At 53.7% G+C, this 21,182-nt stretch carries 29 protein-coding genes; 17 read left to right on the forward strand and 12 right to left on the reverse strand.

The features are described 5' to 3' along the window. Window positions 1-589 (reverse strand): DUF2284 domain-containing protein (locus VMC84_RS00650; RefSeq protein WP_325377123.1); only part of this gene is annotated, 589 nt, incomplete at its 3' end. Between the two features lie 113 nt (window positions 590-702). On the opposite strand from VMC84_RS00650, the gene VMC84_RS00655 reads away from it, so the two are divergent. After that, the gene (locus VMC84_RS00655) at window positions 703-930 is read left to right on the forward strand and encodes a hypothetical protein (RefSeq protein WP_325377125.1); all 228 of its coding nucleotides are present in this window, start codon (window positions 703-705) and stop codon (window positions 928-930) included. A gap of 5 nt (window positions 931-935) precedes the next feature. On the opposite strand, the gene VMC84_RS00660 is transcribed toward VMC84_RS00655, so the two are convergent. Further along, window positions 936-1,184: a hypothetical protein gene (locus VMC84_RS00660; RefSeq protein WP_325377127.1), complete on the reverse strand. Its 249-nt coding sequence runs from the start codon at window positions 1,182-1,184 to the stop codon at window positions 936-938. Window positions 1,185-1,272: 88 nt separating this feature from the next. Here VMC84_RS00660 and VMC84_RS00665 point away from each other — a divergent pair, with 88 nt between their 5' ends. Together VMC84_RS00665 and VMC84_RS00670 are read left to right on the forward strand one after the other, a co-directional pair. Then, complete coding sequence (locus tag VMC84_RS00665) at window positions 1,273-1,512, forward strand: glutaredoxin domain-containing protein (protein ID WP_325377129.1); 240 nt, start codon at window positions 1,273-1,275, stop codon at window positions 1,510-1,512. 215 nt (window positions 1,513-1,727) lie between these two features. Further along, entirely contained in the window at window positions 1,728-1,874 is a 147-nt protein-coding gene (locus tag VMC84_RS00670) for a hypothetical protein (protein WP_325377131.1), read from the forward strand. A gap of 188 nt (window positions 1,875-2,062) precedes the next feature. Here the strand turns inward: VMC84_RS00670 and VMC84_RS00675 are convergent, their stop codons facing one another. Beyond that, window positions 2,063-2,839, reverse strand: a complete 777-nt coding sequence (locus VMC84_RS00675) for an NAD(P)H-dependent oxidoreductase (RefSeq protein WP_325377133.1) — start codon at window positions 2,837-2,839, stop codon at window positions 2,063-2,065. Between the two features lie 82 nt (window positions 2,840-2,921). Here VMC84_RS00675 and VMC84_RS00680 point away from each other — a divergent pair, with 82 nt between their 5' ends. Together VMC84_RS00680 and VMC84_RS00685 are read left to right on the forward strand one after the other, a co-directional pair. Further along, window positions 2,922-3,251 carry a nucleoside triphosphate pyrophosphohydrolase gene (locus tag VMC84_RS00680; protein ID WP_325377136.1) on the forward strand — a complete coding sequence of 110 codons (330 nt, stop codon included), beginning with the start codon at window positions 2,922-2,924 and terminating at the stop codon, window positions 3,249-3,251. Window positions 3,252-3,266: 15 nt separating this feature from the next. Further along, window positions 3,267-3,686, forward strand: a complete 420-nt coding sequence (locus tag VMC84_RS00685; RefSeq protein WP_325377138.1) for a hypothetical protein — start codon at window positions 3,267-3,269, stop codon at window positions 3,684-3,686. Window positions 3,687-3,754: 68 nt separating this feature from the next. Here the strand turns inward: VMC84_RS00685 and VMC84_RS00690 are convergent, their stop codons facing one another. Further along, window positions 3,755-4,576, reverse strand: a complete 822-nt coding sequence (locus VMC84_RS00690; protein WP_325377140.1) for an NAD(+)/NADH kinase — start codon at window positions 4,574-4,576, stop codon at window positions 3,755-3,757. A 518-nt stretch (window positions 4,577-5,094) separates the two neighbouring features. Here VMC84_RS00690 and VMC84_RS00695 point away from each other — a divergent pair. Next, window positions 5,095-5,481 (forward strand): translation initiation factor IF-5A, encoded by a 387-nt coding sequence (locus tag VMC84_RS00695; protein WP_325377142.1) that lies wholly within the window; start codon window positions 5,095-5,097, stop codon window positions 5,479-5,481. Window positions 5,482-5,537: 56 nt separating this feature from the next. Beyond that, window positions 5,538-6,404: an agmatinase gene (speB, locus tag VMC84_RS00700; protein WP_325377144.1), complete on the forward strand. Its 867-nt coding sequence runs from the start codon at window positions 5,538-5,540 to the stop codon at window positions 6,402-6,404. 9 nt (window positions 6,405-6,413) lie between these two features. On the opposite strand, the gene VMC84_RS00705 is transcribed toward speB, so the two are convergent. Beyond that, window positions 6,414-6,701, reverse strand: a complete 288-nt coding sequence (locus VMC84_RS00705; protein WP_325377146.1) for a general stress protein — start codon at window positions 6,699-6,701, stop codon at window positions 6,414-6,416. 208 nt (window positions 6,702-6,909) lie between these two features. Between VMC84_RS00705 and VMC84_RS00710 the strand changes: the two genes are divergently transcribed. From VMC84_RS00710 to speD, 4 genes are all read left to right on the forward strand, one after another. Further along, on the forward strand, window positions 6,910-7,368 hold the full coding sequence (locus VMC84_RS00710; protein WP_349256723.1) for a 30S ribosomal protein S15: 459 nt from the start codon (window positions 6,910-6,912) through the stop codon (window positions 7,366-7,368). 27 nt (window positions 7,369-7,395) lie between these two features. Further along, window positions 7,396-8,703 (forward strand): DHH family phosphoesterase, encoded by a 1,308-nt coding sequence (locus VMC84_RS00715; RefSeq protein WP_325377150.1) that lies wholly within the window; start codon window positions 7,396-7,398, stop codon window positions 8,701-8,703. Then, the gene (locus VMC84_RS00720) at window positions 8,690-8,932 is read left to right on the forward strand and encodes a KEOPS complex subunit Pcc1 (RefSeq protein WP_325377152.1); all 243 of its coding nucleotides are present in this window, start codon (window positions 8,690-8,692) and stop codon (window positions 8,930-8,932) included. Before VMC84_RS00715 ends, VMC84_RS00720 begins: the two co-directional genes overlap by 14 nt. A gap of 121 nt (window positions 8,933-9,053) precedes the next feature. Further along, window positions 9,054-9,431: an S-adenosylmethionine decarboxylase gene (gene speD / locus VMC84_RS00725; protein ID WP_325377154.1), complete on the forward strand. Its 378-nt coding sequence runs from the start codon at window positions 9,054-9,056 to the stop codon at window positions 9,429-9,431. A gap of 403 nt (window positions 9,432-9,834) precedes the next feature. Here speD and serS read toward each other — a convergent pair whose 3' ends face one another. The 5 genes from serS to VMC84_RS00750 all read right to left on the reverse strand — a co-directional run bounded on the left by serS (window position 9,835) and on the right by VMC84_RS00750 (window position 14,323). Continuing rightward, complete coding sequence (serS, locus tag VMC84_RS00730; protein WP_325377156.1) at window positions 9,835-11,103, reverse strand: serine--tRNA ligase; 1,269 nt, start codon at window positions 11,101-11,103, stop codon at window positions 9,835-9,837. Window positions 11,104-11,307: 204 nt separating this feature from the next. Then, window positions 11,308-11,889 carry a hypothetical protein gene (locus VMC84_RS00735; RefSeq protein ID WP_325377158.1) on the reverse strand — a complete coding sequence of 194 codons (582 nt, stop codon included), beginning with the start codon at window positions 11,887-11,889 and terminating at the stop codon, window positions 11,308-11,310. 169 nt (window positions 11,890-12,058) lie between these two features. After that, the gene (locus VMC84_RS00740; protein ID WP_325377160.1) at window positions 12,059-13,309 is read right to left on the reverse strand and encodes an alkaline phosphatase family protein; all 1,251 of its coding nucleotides are present in this window, start codon (window positions 13,307-13,309) and stop codon (window positions 12,059-12,061) included. A gap of 174 nt (window positions 13,310-13,483) precedes the next feature. Next, window positions 13,484-13,897, reverse strand: a complete 414-nt coding sequence (locus tag VMC84_RS00745) for an NUDIX domain-containing protein (protein ID WP_325377162.1) — start codon at window positions 13,895-13,897, stop codon at window positions 13,484-13,486. Window positions 13,898-13,936: 39 nt separating this feature from the next. Further along, on the reverse strand, window positions 13,937-14,323 hold the full coding sequence (locus VMC84_RS00750) for a LytR/AlgR family response regulator transcription factor (protein WP_325377164.1): 387 nt from the start codon (window positions 14,321-14,323) through the stop codon (window positions 13,937-13,939). Between the two features lie 148 nt (window positions 14,324-14,471). Here VMC84_RS00750 and VMC84_RS00755 point away from each other — a divergent pair, with 148 nt between their 5' ends. Genes VMC84_RS00755 through hisS form a run of 6 tightly spaced genes read left to right on the forward strand, consistent with a single transcriptional unit; the run spans window position 14,472 to window position 19,289 of the window. Then, complete coding sequence (locus VMC84_RS00755; protein WP_325377167.1) at window positions 14,472-14,864, forward strand: Mov34/MPN/PAD-1 family protein; 393 nt, start codon at window positions 14,472-14,474, stop codon at window positions 14,862-14,864. Then, entirely contained in the window at window positions 14,861-15,280 is a 420-nt protein-coding gene (locus tag VMC84_RS00760; RefSeq protein ID WP_325377169.1) for an adenylyltransferase/cytidyltransferase family protein, read from the forward strand. The genes VMC84_RS00755 and VMC84_RS00760 overlap by 4 nt, the downstream gene beginning before the upstream one ends. 23 nt (window positions 15,281-15,303) lie before the next feature. Beyond that, window positions 15,304-16,311, forward strand: a complete 1,008-nt coding sequence (gene argC, locus VMC84_RS00765; protein WP_325377171.1) for an N-acetyl-gamma-glutamyl-phosphate reductase — start codon at window positions 15,304-15,306, stop codon at window positions 16,309-16,311. A 9-nt stretch (window positions 16,312-16,320) separates the two neighbouring features. Next, window positions 16,321-16,800, forward strand: coding sequence for a CBS domain-containing protein (locus VMC84_RS00770; protein ID WP_325377173.1), 480 nt, complete (start codon window positions 16,321-16,323; stop codon window positions 16,798-16,800). Continuing rightward, window positions 16,797-17,978, forward strand: a complete 1,182-nt coding sequence (gene argJ, locus VMC84_RS00775) for a bifunctional ornithine acetyltransferase/N-acetylglutamate synthase (RefSeq protein WP_325377175.1) — start codon at window positions 16,797-16,799, stop codon at window positions 17,976-17,978. The genes VMC84_RS00770 and argJ overlap by 4 nt, the downstream gene beginning before the upstream one ends. Before the next feature lie 9 nt (window positions 17,979-17,987). Next, a complete protein-coding gene (hisS, locus tag VMC84_RS00780; RefSeq protein ID WP_325377177.1) occupies window positions 17,988-19,289 on the forward strand; it encodes a histidine--tRNA ligase in 1,302 nt (433 codons plus the stop codon). A gap of 93 nt (window positions 19,290-19,382) precedes the next feature. Here hisS and VMC84_RS00785 read toward each other — a convergent pair whose 3' ends face one another. Together VMC84_RS00785 and VMC84_RS00790 are read right to left on the reverse strand one after the other, a co-directional pair. Next, window positions 19,383-20,648, reverse strand: a complete 1,266-nt coding sequence (locus VMC84_RS00785) for an acyl-CoA thioesterase/bile acid-CoA:amino acid N-acyltransferase family protein (RefSeq protein ID WP_325377179.1) — start codon at window positions 20,646-20,648, stop codon at window positions 19,383-19,385. 60 nt (window positions 20,649-20,708) lie between these two features. Further along, on the reverse strand, window positions 20,709-21,182 hold a 474-nt coding region (locus VMC84_RS00790), incomplete at its 5' end, for a MarR family winged helix-turn-helix transcriptional regulator (RefSeq protein WP_325377181.1).

A 21,182-nucleotide genomic window follows, 5' to 3' on the forward strand; every position in this document is an offset into this window, starting at 1 on the left:
TTAATAACAGCGTAAACGTAGGCAGCTGTTCTGGCTTCATGATCACTTTGTCAGGGACGACCTCGGTATACATACCCGCATTCTTTGCGGTCTGGAACACGTCGATGCCGGCGGATTCGAGCGACGGCCGGGCTTCCACCGGGAACCGGCAGCCTTTGCCGCCCTGGACCACCTCGCATACATCACATCTCCGGCAGCGGTGGGCACCGTAGGAAAAGGCCTTGTAGTAGCCGGAAAGGAAGGCGTGCCTTTCCATCTCGTAGATCGCTTTGCAGACGTGCAGGCTAAGGTCGGTCATGGCGTCATTCAGGCGCACGGGCGGGTACTCGTCGAAGCCCAGGAAGCCCTCGTACTTGATAAGGTAGGCTTTCGAGTACTCGTCCAGCACATCCCTGGTATCCTCGGGCGAAGGGCTGTATGGCGGGCACGTATACCTCGTTCCATAGTTCTTACACCCGAACTGGCATTTAAGGCGCACCCAGTGGGCGGTGACTATTTGTGAAGGCATGATAAACTGAAGGTCGGATGCCCCGCTCTTCAGGGCCATATCACGCAGCTCCTTTTCTAGTAAGTCTAACGGCTTCGACATATAAAATTCACTTCCATGTGCTAACGGCATTGTAACAATATAAATCTACTATTATTCAGAACAGAGGAGGGTTTAAGTATTTACAGGAGAATTAAGCGTTTGGTAGGGTAATTATGGTTGACTTTACGGTCATAAACGACATGAGCCGTCAGCGAAAGCTCCAGGGACTTACCGGGTGCCTGGCGGTCTTTGGGCTGGTGCTCTGGTACTTCGACGTGAAGGTCTTCATGGTGAGCCCGGGCGAGTACATCGCCGCCCTGGCCATAATCTTCTTCGCAATAGCCACCGTCCACTGGTTCGACGACGAGGAGAAGATCGAAGAGGAAGACCTGAAAAAGTAAGCTGCTTATCCGCTTTTTATTTTTTTCTGAACGGGCGGGGCCCGGGACTTGCCCTCGATCCACCTTACTTTCTGGTCCGCTTCAGGGTCGTCCTTCCAGTCCGCAGATATCTTATGCTCCCGGACGACGACGTCCGTCCACCGCTCGAAACGCCTCTGGTTTTCTGACTTCACCATATCCTCCTTGAAGAGCCTGTCGGCACTCTTGAAGGGGGAGTCAAATTCGGCGGGGACTTTCTTCTTCGGCGGCGTCACAATAAGCCTTCTGCCCTTCGCCGGACAAATAGTTTGCGTCCGAAAGTATATAACCGATAAGCTGGAAAAAGCCATTGAGAGGCGAGCTATGGCCGAAATCCGCATATACTCCCAGCCGTCCTGTCCGGCATGCAACGAACTCAAGGAATACCTTATAGGCAAGGGCGTACAATTTACGGACTACAATATACTGGAGGACGATAAGGCGCTGGACGAGATGCTCCACGTCCACAAGGTCCGGGTGACGCCCCTCGTCATCATCGGCGATAAAAAGTTCATCGGATTCGACGTCGAAGCACTGGAAAATGCTCTCGCCGAAAATCGATAAACGCTAATTCTTCTTCATTTATTTGTAATAGATATGATTTATTCTGCGACTCAAACAGCGCGCTTTTACGTATGTTAAGATGTTTACCGTGAATATCATACGCTAATAGCGCGATGAGGCTTAGCCATTCTCGTCTTTTTTTACGCTACATGATAAGTATCTGGTAAAAGATATGAGATTTTACTTCAACGCTTAAAAAATAAAAGGTGGTACTAATGGAACAGAGATATGCTGTAAATACGGACAATGGCGATAAAGCATATACAGTGAAGAATTACTGCGTCAACACAAACCGCACCTACATCTATGAGATCAAGAACGGCCAGATCGTGAACGAGCGTAAAATCCAGGGTGAGGAATAGCCTCATTATACTGCCTCATCCATGATAGTATTTTTATTTTATAAAATTATATAATTACCTATTTTAACGTTACTCCTGTGTAATTATGGCTAAGACCGAGCTCTTGCGATGGGGTCTATCCTGCAGTAACATCTTGCATTTACCCGTTATGCTGTCCTGGAGAAAAGCGAGATGGAGCTGGAAACCGCTCACTCGCAGCTGGGCCTTATATCCATTTTACTATCGATGCCTAATCGCGAAAATGAGATAACGTTGTGCGTGACGTTCCGTACGAACTCGTCCATCAGCTTATCCTCTTTAAAGTAGGCGTGGTCGGTCTCGCTCTGGTAGGCCCGCCCGTGGGTCGAATAGGCGATACCATAAGGCGCGAGGATGTAGCCCAGATTCTGGAAGACCATAAAAATATCAAAGGCCGTCTTATAGGCGCCGTCCTCGTGGCCATTCACGATAATGCCGACGGTCCGGCCCGCCAGCGGCATGGACCTGTCGATGAGGTACATATTCTCGATGCAGGTCAGACGGTCCAGGAAAGCCTTGAGCCGGGAAGGCATACCGTTCCAGTTAATCGGACTGACAATGAGGACGGCCTTAGCGTTCAGGATCAGCTCGTGGAACTTGTGCATATCGTCAAAAGCATTTCGGCACGGCAGACGGCACTCCTCTTCCCTCATGCTGTAGCAGCACCAGCAGTGCTCGATGTTGTAGTCGTTCAGGTGTAGAAGCTTGTAGGATACGCCGTACTCTTTCGCCACCTGCTCCGCGATGGAGGCAAAGTATGCCGTATTATGGGCCCGGTGCTTCGAGCCGTTGATGATGAGAAGCTCGGGCTTCCCGCTGAGATCATCCTTAGGACGCTTTCCTTTTTCGTAAAATTCTTCTTTTAGCGAGCCGCACGAAGGGCAGTTATCGGGGGGCGAATCCCCGTCCATCTCGTAGCCGCAGACGCCGCATTTCCATTTAGGCATAAGATATCAGTTTAACTGATAAGTCGGGCGGTATGTAAAACCTTTTGGGAACATGAAATTAAATATAGCCTGAAGGCCTAATATGGGACTCATGAAGAAGCTCGTAAGGGACCGGGTGCCTGACATCATCCGCCAGAACGGCCGAGAGCCCGAAGTCGAGCGGGTCTCGGGCGAGTGGATGAGTCTGGCTTTAAAGGATAAGCTCGTCGAAGAGGCCTGTGAGCTGCGCCAGTCGGACGATATGTATGAGGAGCTGGCCGACGTGCTGGAAGTCGTGGACGCAATTGTCGAGTATTACGGCATCGACCGGGCACGGCTTGAGCTGGCAAAAAAAGAAAAGCTGGACCGTGTCGGCGGATTTAAGGAAGGCTTCATGCTCTCTAACGAAAAGCATTTGGCCAAAGGTGAATAACTTTAAAATGAGGATATGATGGCCGCGAACTACAAGCTCAAGACCGACCCGGCCGGGATGGTCGGCAGGGAATGCCCCCGGAAGCCCTGTAAAGCCTATTTCAAGGTCAAGGAAGCCGACATCTATACCGACGAGGAGCTGACATGCCCGAATTGCGGCAACCAGGCGAATATCAAAAAGTACACGACCGAGGAGCAGGTCAAGTACATAAACTCCCTCATCTTCCACCACAACGAGTGCCCGGTGGACTTTAATAAGTACTCAAAGACACAGCCGTGCAGCGACTACGTCGAGCGGCCCGCTCACTGCACATATAATTGCGACTCCTGTAAAAACAAGTTCGGCTACGACGATAAGCCCAACTTTTGCCCGTACTGCGGGGCGACTCATGAGCATCTGCACCTGGATGGCGCCTGCGACCTGAAAACGCATTAAAAAATTATGGTTCTTGCACAACCTGTAAGAGGTAAAATTATTATTACGTGTAAGTGGTACAATTATTTTTACCGCCCGAGCTTTTCCCTGACGATGTCGTAGAACTTATCCCCGAACTTCACGAACAGGGCGGGCGTATCACATCCCGTGAAGGTGAGGACGTCGCTCTTCCGGACGCTGGCGGTATACTGGCCGTCCACCACCACCATGGACTCCTTATCTTCCCGCATCAGCTCGAGCTTGATCTTGCTTTTTCCCGGGACCACCCAGGGCCTTGCCGACAGCTTATACGGCGCCAGCGGCACGATGATGATGCCGTCCACCCGGGGGTCGAGGATCGGCCCTCCGGCGCTCATGGCATAGGCCGTCGAGCCGGTTGGAGTGGCGATGACGACACCGTCAGCCCGGAAGTCCTCCATGAACTTGTCGTCCACGAAGATCTTGAACTGCGATATCTTCGCCGGCCTGGACGTGATGATGACCGCCTCGTTCATGGCGCAGGGAAGCTCAAAGTCGTTTAGCTTAACCGCCAGCCGGGCGCGCTCGACCACTTCGTAATCGTCCAGGACACGGTCGATCATATAAAGCGCCGTTTCGGGGTCGATTACCGTCAGGAACCCGACTTCGCCCATGTTGATGCCCAGGATCGGCGTGGGCTTCGGTAAAAGCTGGAGAGAGCGTAATATCGTCCCATCGCCGCCGAACACTAAGACCAGGTCGGCGTACATCTCGTCGATCTCCGTGGCCTCGGAGACGCCGGCGAGCGCCGCGGTCACCGGGTCCAGGTACAGCTTCACCCTGTAGGAAAGCTTCTTTACCATTGACGGGATATAGCCCTTCGAGTCCTTGACATCGAGCCTTGAGATGATGCCGACCGACTTCGCCTTCATCGGAACTATATGGGCGTTAATTGACTATAAGCCCTTTGGGACGCTGGTCAAGCCGCTCTAAGCCTGATAAGGTGCTCTAAGACTGTTTCAGCCACGAAGCGACTCGAAGCGGGCCTGAAGCTGCACTAAGATATTTCAATATAATAAGTTTTGGTGCAGCCCGGTGTAAACCTGATGTGGTTGAAACTCTTGTGCTAGCAAGCGACACGGAGTTTACACCAGGCGGCACCAACGATTTTTAATAAGTCTTAGGGAACTTAGAGCCAGCTTCGAGCCGCTTCGTGGCTGAACTCATAGAGCATTCTTATTATGCTGAGAGGAGCTTAGGAACGCATCGGCGTCGTGGATATTAGCCCTCATAGCGCAGGCGGCATGGGCACAGGCGGGATTAAGTATTTATAAGGGTTGGGGAGTATAGTAGCCTGAAATTGGCCGGCGTATGTTAAAATAGAGAATGTGCCGGGCCTTTGACATTCATGATGCGTTCACAAACGCTCGCTTAAGCGGAGGTAAGTAAAATGAAGCAGCAAACTGAAATCAAGACCCTCAAGGAGGGCAAGTTCGTGATCATAGACGATGAGCCGTGCACCATCGTATCCGTGCAGCACTCTAAGCCCGGAAAGCATGGCGCCGCCAAAGCCCGTATCGACGCCATCGGCCTGTTCGACGGCCAGAAGCGGTCCATCGTCAACCCGGTGGACGCCAAGGTATACGTCCCCATTGTCGAGAGGAAAAGCGCCCAGGTTCTGTCCATCGCGGGCAATACGGCACAGCTCATGGACTCGTCCAGCTATGAGACTTTTGAGCTCACCATCCCGGAAGAGCTAAAGGATAAGGTCAAGCAGGGCGAAGAGATCTCGTACATTTCCTCGATGGGCAAGATGAAGATCCAGATGAGAGGGTGAGCCTCCGGATGGAGGCTAATGCCCGTCTCATTCCACTTTTTTAAGGAGGACTGCTTTTGAACACGAATCTTTTTGCCGACGCCTGTAGCTCTTTCGAAGATGCGGAATTTGTGCTCTACGGAGTCCCGTTCGATGCCACCTCGTCCTACCGGAAGGGCTCCAAGTGGGCGCCGCTGGAAATGCGCAGGGCTTCCTATAACTTCGAGACCTATAACGGCGACCTGGACGTGGACCTGGCGGACGTCCCCATCCACGACATGGGCGACTGCGACGTGTACTGTTCCGTGGACGACACGCTGAACGAGGTCTACGGCGTCGCCTCGCAGATCGTTAAAGCGAAAAAGATCCCCATCATGATGGGCGGCGAGCACTCGCTGACATATCCCTGCGTTAAAGCCTATAAGGGCAAGATCGGCTTCGTGGTCATGGACGCGCACTATGATCTGCGGGAAGAGTACGAGGGTATACGGAACAGCCACGCCTGTGTCTCCAGGCACATAATCGACGACCTCACGGATAAGTACGTGTCCATCGGAATCCGAAGCGGGCCGAAGGAAGAATACGAGTACGTGAAAAAGAATAAAAAGATCCGCTCGTACACTGCGAACGACGTCGACGAGATGGGTATCGAAAAGATATTAAAAGAGACCGAAGCATACCTGAGGGACTGCGACAGGATCTACCTCTCGCTGGACATGGACGCCATTGACCCGGCCTACGCCCCGGGCCTGGGCACGCCGGAGCCCTTCGGCATGACGCCACGCCAGGTAAGGACGGTCATCCGGCGCCTCGCCCCGAAGACCGTGGGCTTCGACGTCGTCGAGATCTCGCCCGAGTATGACCAGGGCATCACCGCTCAGCTAGGCGCCAAACTCATCCGTGAATTTATCGCCGCGAAATGGAAATCCATGAAAAAAAAATAAACGGGGTTTTTACTTCTTTTCTCCTTCTTTACCCTCTTTAATGAGCTTCTTGACTTTCTGGCCGCCTTTATGGCCGATCTCCTCGTAGAATTCCTTACCCCGGGTCTCGGCCACCTTTTCGCCGCCCTTCTGTCCGATTTCCTGGTAGAAATCGTGGCCGTGGGTCTTTGCCGTCTTCTCGCCGCCCTTTTGCCCGATCTCCTGGTAGAACTCTTTTCCATGGGTCTCAGCGACCTTTTCGCCGCCCTTGTGACCGGCCTCCCGTACGGTCATTCCCTTCTTACCTTCCCCTGCCATTTAATCACCCGTCCGAAACCTTTCATCGCGTTTGCATTAAGCTATCCTGAGGATTATTGGTTTTTTAACTCCACCGAGGCTGTTAATAGACGAATTCCGGCAGCCACAAATTATATAAGCAGGCTCACATATTGTAGGTACGTCTTCGCCACAGACATCAGCAGATTCATTCGCATTAAAACATAACAATGATCCAAGAGGGTATTTAATGGCTAAAATGCACACAAGAAGAAAGGGCAGGGCAAGGTCCGTGAGACCCGTAAGGAAGACACCGCCCACCTGGTTAACCATCAAGAAGGAAGAAGTCGAAAAGCTCGTTCTTAACCTTAATGGCCAGAACGTCCCCCAGGCCCAGATCGGCCTGGTCTTAAGGGATAAGTACGGCATCCCCGATATCGCGCAAGTCACCGGCAGGAAGGTCGAGAAAATACTGAAGGAAAACAACGCTGCGCCCAAGGTGCCCGAAGACCTGACCAACCTCATCCGGAAGGCCATCGGCCTCCACAAGCACCTGGACGTCAATCACCACGACCTCCACAACAAGCGGGCACTACAGCTCACCGAGTCGAAGATCCGCCGTCTGGTCAAGTACTACCACAACAGCGGCGTACTGCCGATGGACTGGGTATACACGCCGGACACGGCCGAGATCCTTATCTCGAGATAAGCATCGGCGCTTATAGAAAGCTTCGTTATGAGCGACATGTCGAAGCTGGATGAGCTTTCGGGCCTCGCGAAGCCCGCCGCAAATAAAATAAAGGCGCAACCGTTCGTCCGGGTCGTGTCTCACCACGACGCGGACGGCATCACGGCATGCGGCATCGTCTGCCACATGCTGCAGCGCCTCAATATTCCTTTTCAGGCGACTATCGTAAGCAATCTTGATGACTCTATCGAAGAGCATCTGGAACCGGACCAGTTCGTCATCTTTTGCGATATGGGCTCCGGCCAGCCGGACATCGTTAATAAGTACGAGGCGGTCATCCTGGACCACCACATGATGCTGGACGGCCACCGGCAGCTGCACGTGAACCCTCAACTAATTGGCGTCGACGGTGGCTCGGAGGTCTCCGGCTCCGGCGTCGCCTACGCGCTGGCCAGGCTCATGGGCAAGAACTCGGATCTAGCGGGCCTGGCAATATCAGGCGCTATCGGCGACAAGCAAAAGATGATCAGCGTCAATGCCGATATTCTCGCCGAGGGCATAAAGGCCGGCGCGATCACGTCCAAGAAAGGCCTAAAGCTCGGTCGAGGGCCGCTGGTAAAAGTGCTTGCCTCCTCCACCGACCCGTATTTTGACTTTTCCGGCTACCCCGAGGAAGCGGAAAAGTTCATCGGTGAGCTGGGCCTTCACGGTAATATAGAGGCGCTGGCGCCCGAGGACCTGAAAAAATTATCGAGCGCGCTGACCCTGAAGCTGTTAAAAAAATCGCCGCCAGACACCATCGATTCCCTCATAGGCGACGCGTACGTCCTCAATTCTGAGCTGATCAGGGACGTATACGATTTTACCAATACCGTTAATTCCTGCGGCAAGCTGGGGGTCCCGGGCCTGGGGCTGTCCGTCTGCCTGCGCTACCGGCCGGCCGTCGAGGAGGCGGAGGCCCGGCGCTTCGAGTACGCCGGCGAGATACTGAAGGCGTTTCACGAGGCTTTCTCGAGAATAAACGAGTGTGGCTCGCTCAGGTACGTGGACATTTGCTGCTCGGACGTCACGGGCGCCATCGCCTCGACGATCATACGGTATGTGCTGCCCGATAAGCCCGTCATCGTCCTCAATACCGAGGATGGCAACGTCAAGATATCCGCCCGGGGCACTGCCGATCTGATCAGTAAGGGCCTGGACCTTTCCGTGGCTATCAGAGAGAGCGCAAAGAAGGTCGGCGGCATCGGCGGCGGCCATAAGATCGCCTCCGGCGGCATGATACCCCTCGGCAACGAGAAGACGTTCCTGGCGGCCGCAAACGATATTATCGGGAGGCAGTTGAATGGTCACGTGTAAGGCTCGCCTGTCCATCGAGTCCTGCGACGCGCAGGTGCTGGCAAAGTCAGTCAGCGCCGATAACCTGCCTTATGTCAGGACCCGCTACGAGGGCGGCCACGTCATCACGGACATCGAAGTCGACAGTATCGGCTCGATGCTCGTCACGCTGGACGACATCCTGGTCAACCTGAAAGTCGCCAACGATGTAGTCTGCGGGCGCAATGCCGACGAGGATATAAAAGACTAGGACTATTTTTCAATAATTCCAATATATACTGCCTGTTTTCCATCCGAAATGCAGGTAATATATCAATTATTCCCGTCTTCTACCGAAAACTCTTTAAGTTACACCCACAGCCTATTCTGCCATGTATAATAGATTCGCCCCTGGCGAAGAAATCTGGGGCTTAGAAGCGAGCCTGGACATTCACGGCTGTAACGATAAGATCGACAATGCGGACGCGGTTAAAAATTATGTGGTCGAGCTCTGTGAGCTTATTAAGATGAAACGGTATGGGCCCTGCCTCGTCGAGCGCTTCGGCGCCCCCGGCACGGACCTGGAAGGGCTTTCGATGTTCCAGTTCATCGAGACGTCCTGTATCAGCGGCCATTTCTCTCCCTCGACAAAGAGCGCCTACATAAACGTTTTCAGCTGCGCCGACTATGACCCCGAAGTGGTCAGGAAATTCACTGAGAAGTATTTCGGTGCACACGATACCAAGATGCTGGTTAACCCCCGCAAATAAGCGGGCCAACAATTTATTATTCTGTTTACTACCCATAGCTGACGCTTTTAAGCTCCACTAAGCATGATAAGAATGCTCTAAGACTTTTTCAGCCACGAAGTTACACGAAGCTGGCCTGAAGCGACACGAAGAGATTATTAAAAATCGTTGGTGCCGCCAGGTGTAAACCTGGTGCCACTTAGTGATTAAATAAAAATTCCGTGCGGCTTGGTGTAACCCTGGTGCCGCTTGTAAGCACTCTTGTTTCAACCACACCAGGTTTACACCAGGCGGCACCAACGATTTTTAATTAGTCTTAGAGAACTTAGAGCCAGCTTAGAGCCACTTTGAGGCTGAAAACGCCCTTGAGCCGCTTATTATTTTTCCGAGGGCCCTGGCTAAGACATTTTAAAAAATAAAAAAATTATTTGGAGGCCTTTGTGATCTCTGTGGCGCCGCCCATGTAGGGCCTGAGCACCTCGGGGATCTCCACGCTGCCGTCCTCGCGCTGGTAGTTCTCCAGGATGGCGACGACCGTGCGGCCCACAGCGAGACCGGAGCCGTTGAGCGTGTGGACGAACTTCGGGCCCTCGGAGGTGCGGTAGCGGATATTGGCGCGCCTGGCCTGGTAATTCTCAAAGTTAGAGCAGGACGAGATCTCCCGGTACTTGCCCTGCGCCGGGACCCAAACTTCGATGTCATAAGTCTTTGCGGCAGAGAAGCCTAAGTCGCCCGTGCACAGGTTAATGACCCGGTAAGGCAGCTTGAGCAGCTGAAGTATCTCCTCGGCATCGCGGGTGAGCTTTTCGTGCTCCCCGTAGGAAGTCTCCGGAGTCGTGAACTTGACGAGCTCGACCTTGTTGAACTGGTGCTGGCGGATAATGCCGCGGGTATCCTGGCCGTGCTTGCCGGCCTCCCGGCGGAAGCAGGCCGTATAAGCGGTCAGGCAGACGGGAAGGTTCTCCACGTACTCGTCCATAAAGAGGTTCGTGACGGGCACTTCCGCTGTCGGGGCCAGGTAGTAGCCGTCCGTGCAGGCGTACATGTCCTCCTTGAACTTCGGAAGCTGGCCGGTGCCGGTCATGGCCCGCTCATTCATGAGCACGGGCGGGAATACTTCGGTGTATCCCTGGCGGGCGTGCACGTCCAGCATGAAATTGATGAGCGCCCTTTCGAGCCTGGCGCCCATGCCCTTATAGACGGTGAAGCCTTCGCCAGAAATTTTGACGGCCCTCTTGAAGTCCAGGACGTCCAGGTCTTCGCCGATGTCCCAGTGGTTCTTCGGGGTGAAGCTGAATTTCGTCGGCTCGCCCACCACCCGCACGACGGGATTGTCGTTCTCGTCCCTACCGACGGGCGTAGTCGTGCTGGGAATGTTGGGGATATTAAGCAGCAGGTCCTGCATTCTGGATTCGTAGTCGCGCAACTGCTCATCGATCGCCTTGATGCGGTCAGAGATGCCGCGCATCTCGTCGATCTTTTCCTTCGCATCCTTCTTATCTTTCTTTAGCTTTGCGATCTCGAGGGAAACCGTGTTCCTCTCATGCTTTAAGGCATCGCCCTCTTTTAAGGACTCTCTCCAGGCTTTATCGTATTCTAAGAGCTGATCGAGGGACTCCGTGCCGGCGTGCCTTTTATTAAGCGCCTCGCGGACGGCCTCGGGATTGTTGCGTACGAACTTTAATTCCAGCATGTTAAGACCTGAGTGTATGCTATATATCGGCGGATATATAACTTTTTATTTTTAAGGCTTATATTGTAAAAAGCTGATGTGTTGAATATGCCTTTTTAAGTCTCGGAGTGTACGGAGGCTCCATGCCCTTAAAAAGCTTAAAATACGGGAGTAATTCAACACAGTATAAAAAGCTAAAGAAAAAATGCCTTTATAGGCAGGGAGTTACTTTAAAGGCTGCCTGATGTTCACGGAATTCAATGCCGTGGCATTATCCCTTATATCGGTGGGCAGTCCAGAGCGCCCCTGGACCTTAGAAGGCGTAAAGCCCACGGGCACGATGAATGCGTCTATCTCGGTAGCTTTCAGGCCGGAACCGCCGCGGGTGACGTTACATACCCAGGTGCCGTCAGAGCTGATGTTCGTCAGGCGCACGTCGCTGGACGGCACGTTATACCAGCCGCCATTTTTAATGTAAATAGCCAACCGATATTTCGCCGGGTCGACACCGGTGACAGTGCCTTTGAGTGTTTCTTTGCTGCCATAGGCCGGGGCGTGGGTAAAAATAATGGCTGGCGGAAGCCCCGATGCAAAATCCTGGCTGGTGTTATAGCTTTTATTCGCCATGAGAGGTATCGGAGTTGCGGTAGATGTATTATTAATTGGCATGGCCTTCCGGGCCGACTCGTTGGATACGGCTATCGGGACGGGCGTAACGTTCGACGGTAGGCTGCCATTCTGAGTGACGATAGTGTTATCAATGGCGCTGTTCGTAACGCAGCCGCAGATTAATATTCCCAGAGCCATCAAAGAAATGATAAAGAACCGATGTCGTGAAATAAATAATCGCTCCTCTTTAATTCGCCTGAATAATAAACAGATATTTAGCAATATAAATAATATTAAATATTTTATATGATAAAATTGCCAAATAAGCGCTCGACTAGCGGCCTCCTGGGGAATATCGGCGAAGGTCTCATAAGTCCCAGGCCATGAATGGTATCTCCATCTCCGGTTTCGTGAGACCTCCATGGTGCCCCAGGAAATCGATCTCAAAGAGGCCTTTCTTGTACCACCAGACGCATTCGTTTTCATAGGGCAGAATGACGAGGTTACCGAGCCTGCCCTCCAGCGCCTCTGAGATGTACGGCTCGCCAAAATATCCATTCTCGATAAGCTCCGTGGTTTTCGCCACGGCCGCCTTACCGTGTAGCCCGTCGGCGAGCAAATGATAAGCGCCGTCCAGCCTGTCGTCCTTAATATAGAGGAACATGTCGCGGCAGGACCCGGCGGGGGCGAGATAACGTCCGCTTTTCGATTTTTTCATGCAGCCCTTCAGCTCCGGGAACTCGACGTTCAGGTAAACGCATTTTGACGGATCGATTGAGGCCTGGCCGTGGTCGGCGGTCAGCATAAAAAGTGTATTATTCAGCCTGTCCGCCACACGATCCCAGAACAGGCGCTCAAGAGCCATGATGAACGTCTCGGCCTCGGCCAGCGCTTCCGGCGAGCCCGGGCCGTAATGGTGGGAGAGCGAATCGACTTTATCGAAATAGAAGTAAAAGTACGCCTTTGCAGGCGCTTCTATGGCCGCCTTCGCCAGGTTGACCAGCCCGTCGGAGGGCGATAAAAACCCGTATCTTGCGGCACCGTCTAAGACGACATTTGTATACTCCGAGCTGGCATATTCGGCATCCTGGAAAGTATAGCTCCTGACGCCATGTTCTGCCAGCTTTCGGTAAAAGCTCTGTTCGGGATATAGTGCCTCCGGCTTTACGCTCTTTTTCGATAACAGGGAATTGCGCTCATGGATACGCCGGCCGCAGGAATATAGCAGCGGAGCGATGATCTCGCCTGCCGCCGGCTCGTAGTAGAACCACTCGAAAATGCCGTGCTTCGCCACGGTCTGGCCGGTATTCAGGGTCGTGACGTTACAGGCGGTCGTGGACGGGAACTGGGTGCCCAGGCGCATGGAATTACCGCGTCTGCATAATTCCTTTAAGAAGGGGAGGCTTTTCTTTAACGCCCTGAAATGGTCAAAACCAAGGCCGTCGATCACGATGAGCACGACCCTGTCGTACTTGCCGGACCGCCCATCGAGCGCGTCGTCGGGAAGCCTGCGCTCCGGCGTTTCCGGTGTCAGCGCCGAGAGTATGGTCCCTGGTATGCAGGAGAGGCTATAAGTGCCATAGGATGCCGGGTCGACGAAATGCGGGGAAAGCTTCATGGGGTCTCATAAAAAAGGACGCTTCCGTGGGCTTTTAAGCTGCCCCAAGAAAATCGTGAAAAAGTATAACCATTATAAACGGGTTTATCGTTTGTTCCGCCGGCGTATGCCGAGGCTAATAAGACAATTAGATCTATAAAACTGAAATCATTAATGGTATGATACGGGAGACTTTCATTTTATATGCTCAAGTAGATGCTCTTTAGCGAAAGGTACAGTCCAATCAACCATGTCAATTGAGAGTAAGTCGGCAGGAGCAACCCATCGAAGCCCTTCATGCTCGCGGCTGATGACGATCGTGCCGGAGGCTTCCACTTCCATGACCAGCTGGATAGCGTTAACATGGGGAAGCTGTGCCTCCGCCGCTCCAATAAAGCGCTTAATAGTGCAGTTCAGGCTTGTCTCTTCCCTTACCTCGCGCAGGACCGCATCGTCAAAACGCTCGCCAGGGTCGACCTTGCCTCCGGGGAACTCCCATTTGCCCGGGTAATTCCTGGACATCATTGACCGCTTTAATAGAAGTATACGCCCGCTCTCATCGTAAATAACCGCCCTGACCGTCAATCCGAATGGCTTTCCGGCACCCACTGGCTCACCTGAACAAAAGTGTATCTCCGGCCGGTATTTTTAGTTTTCGTCGGCCGGATGCTTTCGCAACGCCTTTGCGATGGCACTGATGAATTCCGCCCTGGAGAAGGGCTTTCTCAGTATATCCGTATCCGAAAGCTCGGGCGGCAGATCCGAATGATATATCTGCTCCGCTGTAACAAAGATGATATTTGCCTTTTTATCATATCGCTGGATCTCCTTCGCGGCGGAAATTCCGTCGATATCCGGCATATTCACGTCCATTAAGACCAGGTCCGGCTTCTTTTTCATCTTTTTATATTTAATTATGGCATCCTTTCCATTCCCGGCCATGCCCGCGATGTCGTATTTTCCGTAATGGGAGATGAATTTTTTGTACAGGCAAAGCAATTCCATATTATCATCTACAATAAGTAGGCTATCCATCCGTATCCAACCCCTTGTTTATTGTCCCCAAAATATAAATGGGCTAAATATACATAAACTTTTCTTTTAACCGTAGAAGCCACGGCGGCTGTTCATCTTAACTACGAAAAGTACATAGCGGGGAAAAAACGTTTACATATGTGATAACATGGCCATGAGAAAAAACGTTACCGGCATTGCCCGGGACGCTCTAGAGTTCATCCTGGCGGCGAGCAAGTCCACCCATCCCCATGAGTTCGCGGGATTACTGCGCTCGGACGGCCGCCTTATCTCCGAGATAGTCCTGGTGCCCGGCACCACGTCCGACGAGGGCTCGGCGCACATGCTCCTGAGCATGATGCCCATCGACACGTCCATCGTCGGCTCTGTCCATAGCCATCCCGTTCCGGACCTCCGGTTCTCCAAGGCGGACATCGACATGTTCGGCGCTAAAGGCTATTATAATATTATCGTCGCTTACCCTTACACGGAAAAAGACTGGGTCTGCTACAACCCCGCCGGAGAGCGGTTGAGCCTGCCCGTCGTGGAGACCGGAAAATGACGCGCGTCGTGGCCACGGGGACCTTCGATATCCTGCACCCCGGCCATGTACTTTATTTGAGCGAGTCCAGAAAGCTGGGCGACGAGCTCTACGTCATCGTGGCCCGGGACATCACGATTAAGCATAAGCGCAAGCCCCTTGTGCCCGAAGACCAGAGGCTCTTCATGGTGCGGGCCTTAAAGTGCGTCGACCACGCAGTACTGGGCAGCGAGGACGACATGTTCAAGCCTATCCGCGAGATAGACCCGGACATTATCACGATCGGCTTTAACCAGCACTGGGACGAGGACGCGCTCCAGAAACAGCTCATAGGCAAGGGTCTGAAAGCGAAGGTGGTGCGGATCACGAAGTGCGATACGGCGCCCTACGCGTCCAGTAGTCATATCCGGGAAAAGATCAAGGAAAGCGATTGTTAAATTCATCAATGGTGGAGAAAAGAATGTTACGAGTCGGAATAATCGGCGGCACCGGCTATGTCGGTGGCGAGCTTCTACGGCTTTTGTGCGTTCACCCAAAGGCCGAGGTGACCGTGGTCACGTCCAGGAGCCACGTGGGAAAGCCCGTTGACGCGATGCACCCCAACCTCAAGGGCCTGCTCGACCTCAAGTTCGAGGACGTGGACCCGGCGACCATAGCGCACGAATGCGACCTGGTCTTTACGGCGGTACCCCACGGGGCCGCGATGAACGTGGTGCCGGGCCTCGTCGACGCGGGGCTGAAGGTCATAGACATGAGCGCGGACTACCGGCTGCCGGCCGAGGTGTTCGAGGCCGTCTACAATAAGAGGCACTCCGACCCCAGGCCGACGGTCTATGGCCTGCCAGAGCTACATCCTGAAGAGATCAGGAACGCAACAGTCGTCGGCAACCCCGGATGCTACCCGACTGGAGCGATATTGGCGGGAGCACCGCTGGTCGCCGCCGGCTTCGTGGACCGGATCGTGTTCGACTCCAAGTCGGGCATTTCGGGCGCAGGACAGGAGCCCAGCGAAACTACGCACTACCCGAATGTCGCCGAGAACGTCCGCGCGTACAACCTGACCACGCACCGCCACAAGGCGGAGATCGAGCAGGAGCTGGGCGCCCTGAACGATAAGGCGAAGGTCCACTTCACGCCGCATGTCGTCCCCGCTACCAGGGGGATATTGACGACGGCACACGCCTTGGTGAATAAGCCGTTGACAGACGATGAAGTGCGGGGCATATACGAAGAATTCTATGCCGGAAAGCCTTTCATCCGAATGAGTAAGCCTTCGCTGGCCAACGTACGCGGATCCAACTTCTGTGACATCGCGTTCGAGATCGAAAAAGATACAGACCGTATCGTCATCGTCTCCGCTATCGATAACATGGTAAAAGGCTCGGCGGGAGAGGCCATCCAGAACATGAACCTCATGTATGGCTTCGATGAGCGTACGGGAATATGGATGAGCGGACTGCCACCCTGAGAGGATATTATGAAAGTCGAAGAAGTCATGACAAGGGACGTGATCACCTGCAAGCCGTCCGATCCCATCGAGAGCGTTGTGAAGCTGATGAGCGAGAAGGATATTAGCGGCCTGCCGGTGATCGAAGGGAATATGGTCGTCGGCGTCGTCACCGAGGCTGACATCATGCGCCTCCTGGTCGTGCCAGAGCCATTCCGCTCGGTGTGGATGCCCAGTCCCCTGGAAGTGCTGATCGAGATACCGGTGAAAGAGATCCTGCAGCTACGGCACCTCCAGCAATCCGTAAAAGACGTCGGCGAACAGAACGTGGGCACCATCATGCAAAAGGACGTGCTTTCTGTCGCCCCGGACGACGATATCGAAGACGCGGCCGCGGAAATGGTCAAGCATAAGGTTAATAGGCTGGTAGTCCTTAAGAGTGGAAAGCTCGTCGGCATCATCACTCGCGACGATATCATCCATGGGCTCGGAGGAACTGCTAACAAATGAAGACCATCGAGGGCGGCATCTGCGCCGTGAAGGGTGTCAGGGCGTACGGCATCAAGGACGGAAAGATGGGCCTGGCCATCATGCAGGCGAAGGGCCCGGCGGCTGCCGTGTTCACGCTGAACAAGGTGAGGGCGGCCCCGGTGCTCGTCACGATGGACCACGTCCGGACGAACGGCGCGCTTTTCAACGGCATCATCGCCAACAGCGGCGGCGCCAACGCATTCACCCACGAACAGGGCATCCATGACGCCATCGCCATGGTGAATTTGCTCGCCGGTCGCCTTGGGGTAAGCCCGCATACCATCGGTGTCGCCTCCACGGGCGTCATCGGCCGGCCTTTGAATATGGAATGGATCAAAGGGCACTTCGAAGAAGTCTTCGATAAGCTGGGAGATACGCCCGAAGCCAGCCTGGCCGCCAACAAGGCCGTCATGACCACGGACCTGGTGCCCAAGTCATATGCAGTAGAGATAGACGGCAGCATCCGCATAGGCGCTATCGCCAAGGGCTCAGGCATGATCGAGCCCAACATGGGCACCATGCTCTCGTTCATTTTTACCGATGCGGATATACCCCACGAGACACTGCAAAAGTGCCTGAGGACGGCCGTGGATAAGAGCTATAACATGGTCGTCGTGGATGGCGATACGAGCACCAACGACACCGTTACTCTAATTGCAACAGGCCTGTCCGGTAAGCCTGACATGAAAAAGTTTCAGGAGGGGCTGGAAAAGGTCTGCATTGAGATCGCCAAACAGGTCGCCAGGGATGGCGAAGGTGCCACGAAGCTCATCGAGGCGACCGTCGAGGGCGCAAGGACCGTGAAGGAAGCCAGAAAAGGAGCCAAAGCCATCGTGCGCTCTCCCTTATTCAAGGCGGCAGTCTATGGCACAGACCCCAACTGGGGTAGGGCCGTGTGCGCCGTCGGCTACTCATCCTGCGACGTCGACCCTGCCAAAGTCACTCTCATATTTTCAAACGGTAAGGATTCCGTGGCTCTGGTCGATCATGGCATGCCGAAAAGCGGCGAGGCGATCCTGGCCAGGGCCAAGGCAATCATGAGCGGCGATACGCTCTTCGTGACCGCAAAGCTCGGCCTGGGCAAGGCGAAGGCGACGGCCTGGGGCTGCGACCTCACGCATAAGTACGTCGACATTAACGCCTCCTATACGACTTAAGTGGTATTCATGAAGTTTCAATCGCTCAAGGGTTTCAGGGACTTCTATCCCGAGGAAATGGCCGCCCGCCGCAAGGTGCTGGATAAGATCTTTTGTACGGTGCGGCCATACGGCTTCCGGGAGGTTGACTCGCCAAGCCTGGAAATGCTGGAATTATTCCGGGTAAAGAGCGGCGAGGAGATCCTCACCCAGACTTTTAATTTTACCGATAAGGGAAACCGCGACGTGACCCTGATCCCCGAGCTGACGCCCACCGTGGCCCGAATGGTCGTGGAGCGCTCCAGGTCGCTGAAGCGCCCGATAAAGTGGTTCTCTATGCCCAAGATGTGGCGCTACGAAGAGCCGCAATCCGGCCGCCTCAGGGAATTTTACCAGCTTAACGTCGACATATTCGGCGTGCCCGGGCCCGAAGCCGATGCGGAAGTCCTCGCCGTGGGCATCGATATCATGCTGAAACTCGGCCTCGAAGGCGAGTTCATCTTCAAGATCAGCGACCGCCGGCTCATGCAGGGCGTGCTCGAAAGCATGGGCATCGCCGATAAGCGAGAGGCGGTTTTCGCAGCTATAGATAAACGTTACAAGATCACGCACTCTGAGTTCAAGGAATTGCTCTCAAAGGCCGGCCTGGACGACATTCAGATCGGCAGGCTGCTTTCGATCCTGGATTCACGGGGCCCCATCCTCGAGGCCTTGCAAAAGCTAAGGGCCTTATTGTCATTAGAAAACGAGCAGACTCGGTCAGGTTTCGAGAGCCTGGAAAAGCTGGCAGACCTCCTGGTGATGTACCGCATGGAGCAGTACTGCGAGCTGGACCCCTCGGTCATCCGGGGCCTTGCATATTATACCGGTACCGTGTTCGAGTGCTACGACACGAAGGGCGAGCTGCGTGCCATCTTCGGCGGCGGCCGCTACGATAAGATCATCGAGCTCTTCGGCGGGGACTCGATCCCTGCTGTGGGCTTCGGCATGGGCGACGCGGTCCTGGAAATACTTATGCGGCGAGCCGGCGTGTGGCCGGAAGAGAAGATAAGCACGGATTATTTCATCCTTACGACCTCGCCGCAGTACATGGAAACTGCCCTATTCTTAGCGCAGGCATTACGTGAAAAGCAGCTCGTCGTGGAGACAGACCTGCTGGGCCGCAACTTCGGCAACCAGATGAAATACGCCAACAGCATCGGCACGAAGACATTGCTGATTCTCGGCGAGAAGGAGATGGCCGGCGGGCAGGTCTCCATCAAGGACATGACGACCGGGGCGCAGAAGACCGAGGAGGTCATCCGGTTCCTGGACAGCGTTAAGAACAAATGATCATTCCTATTTTTTTAACGTTCTTGAAACTAAATAGTCGAAGGCATAGGCAAACGCCTAAGCCCGATATCAAATTGAAAGGATGGAACCCGGTCACTCGTTCTTAAAGAACCGGATGGTCTTCTCCCATGAATCCGCCTTCGTGAATGCGTTCGCTTTAAGGGTGCCGCCCATGGATAACACGAGCCTCGGCGCCATCTTCATCGTCGTCTCGCCCGCCGGTAATATGTAAGGAACGTAAAACGGTTCACCCGCGCCCTCATAAATGACCAGGTCATATTTATGCGGGTAGTTACTTTGTCGCAGCGTATCCATTATTTGCATACAGCCGTCATAGGTATTCCACATGCCGTTGTCGGTGGTCGCGAACAGTAACAGGTCCGCATTGGAATTCTCGATTTTGATCCGGGCGGCTTCCTTGTTCTTTGCCACTTTAAGGCCCTTCTTATAAGTATAGGTGAATGTAAAGGGCTCATTTTTTATCATTCCCCTTATCGCGCTTTCAAATACCCAGCGGTTCTTCAATTGGATGAAGGGCAATTGTTTTCCCCCATGCGTCCACGAGGAAACGTTCTTGAAGGCGATCCCCTGGAAGCAATATGCGTGCGGTGCCCACACCGCCACTTTTGTAATGAATGGATACCGGGATGCCAGGAGCAAGGCCAGCTCGGCGCCTTTGGACATGCCCAGAAGCTGTATCGCCTTACCGCCTGTGATAGGATTTTCGGACAGCCACTTGAATACCCTTTCAAAATATTCCAGCGGTATCTCCGACAGCTGCGCGGGCAACCCCTTCTCACCAAAATATGGCAGGGATAGAACATTAAAGCCATGGGAAGCGAGTGCCGCCGCGACGGGCATGTTCGGGCCGAGGCCGCTGCCCGAGCCGCCCAGGAATACGATCGTTTGGTTGTTCTTATCATCCGTGTAGAATAAGTCTCCGACGAATTCTTCCCTGATCCCCAGGCGTTTAATATCCGGCGATTTGAACAATCTTTCCAGCTTTGCCGTTGTCCTATCCGGCCCATTTTCGGCCACGATGTCGATGAACAGATTCTCATCCACGGAGATGTTCTGGCCTATATCCTTAATGTCACCCGAGACCAGACCCATGGATGCGATAAGGCCCATGCCATCAACGTAGTCGTAGGTTCCGGCATCGGGTTTTTGCTTTGACAGGTCGACATTGCCGCCCTGATCAGCCGTAAACCAGGCGAAGGATTCGAGCACCACGGTTTTCGCCCATGGCAAACTCATCGACGCGCTTATTTTAACCTTTTCAGATGCCGGTAGCCCCGATACGCGGATACTGACCTTCTCGTCGCATAAGGCCACCAGCGGTTGTATTTCTAACTTCATTCTAAATACCTCCGGACATATTTTACAGGCATTTCCAATCAAACCCGGTTTTCAATTTCACTATCCTTTGAATTCCACGGCTTCCTCAAAGCCGTCCTGCTCTTCCCCATCAAAGCGATATAGCTTTTTCAACAGGCTCCAGAGCGTATGCAACTCTTCGAGGGTAAAATCCCTGAAAACATCGTCGAATAGTCGATTTCCCCGTTCGCCGTTTTCCAGCAGGGCTTGTTTTCCCGATTCGGTGATCGTGATGTTGTAGGAGCGCCCATCGTATTCGCTCGGCATCATCGCCAAGAACCCCTTGTTTTCCATGTTGGCGACCAGCTGTTTTACATTCTGCTTGGATGTCCCGAGCTTTCGCGCGATATTATTCAACGATGCCCCGTCTTCCGGCAAATGGATGATTGCGATCATCGTCATCATCTGCCTCGACGTCAGGCCTTCGAGGTACTCGTCTCCCTTCACCTGGAGCTTATTGGCCAGGGAAAAAAGAGTCGCGTACACCTGCTGCATCAGGAATAATTTATCATTCGG

It is taken from the genome of Methanocella sp., assembly GCF_035506375.1.
Classification (GTDB): Archaea; Halobacteriota; Methanocellia; order Methanocellales; family Methanocellaceae; genus Methanocella.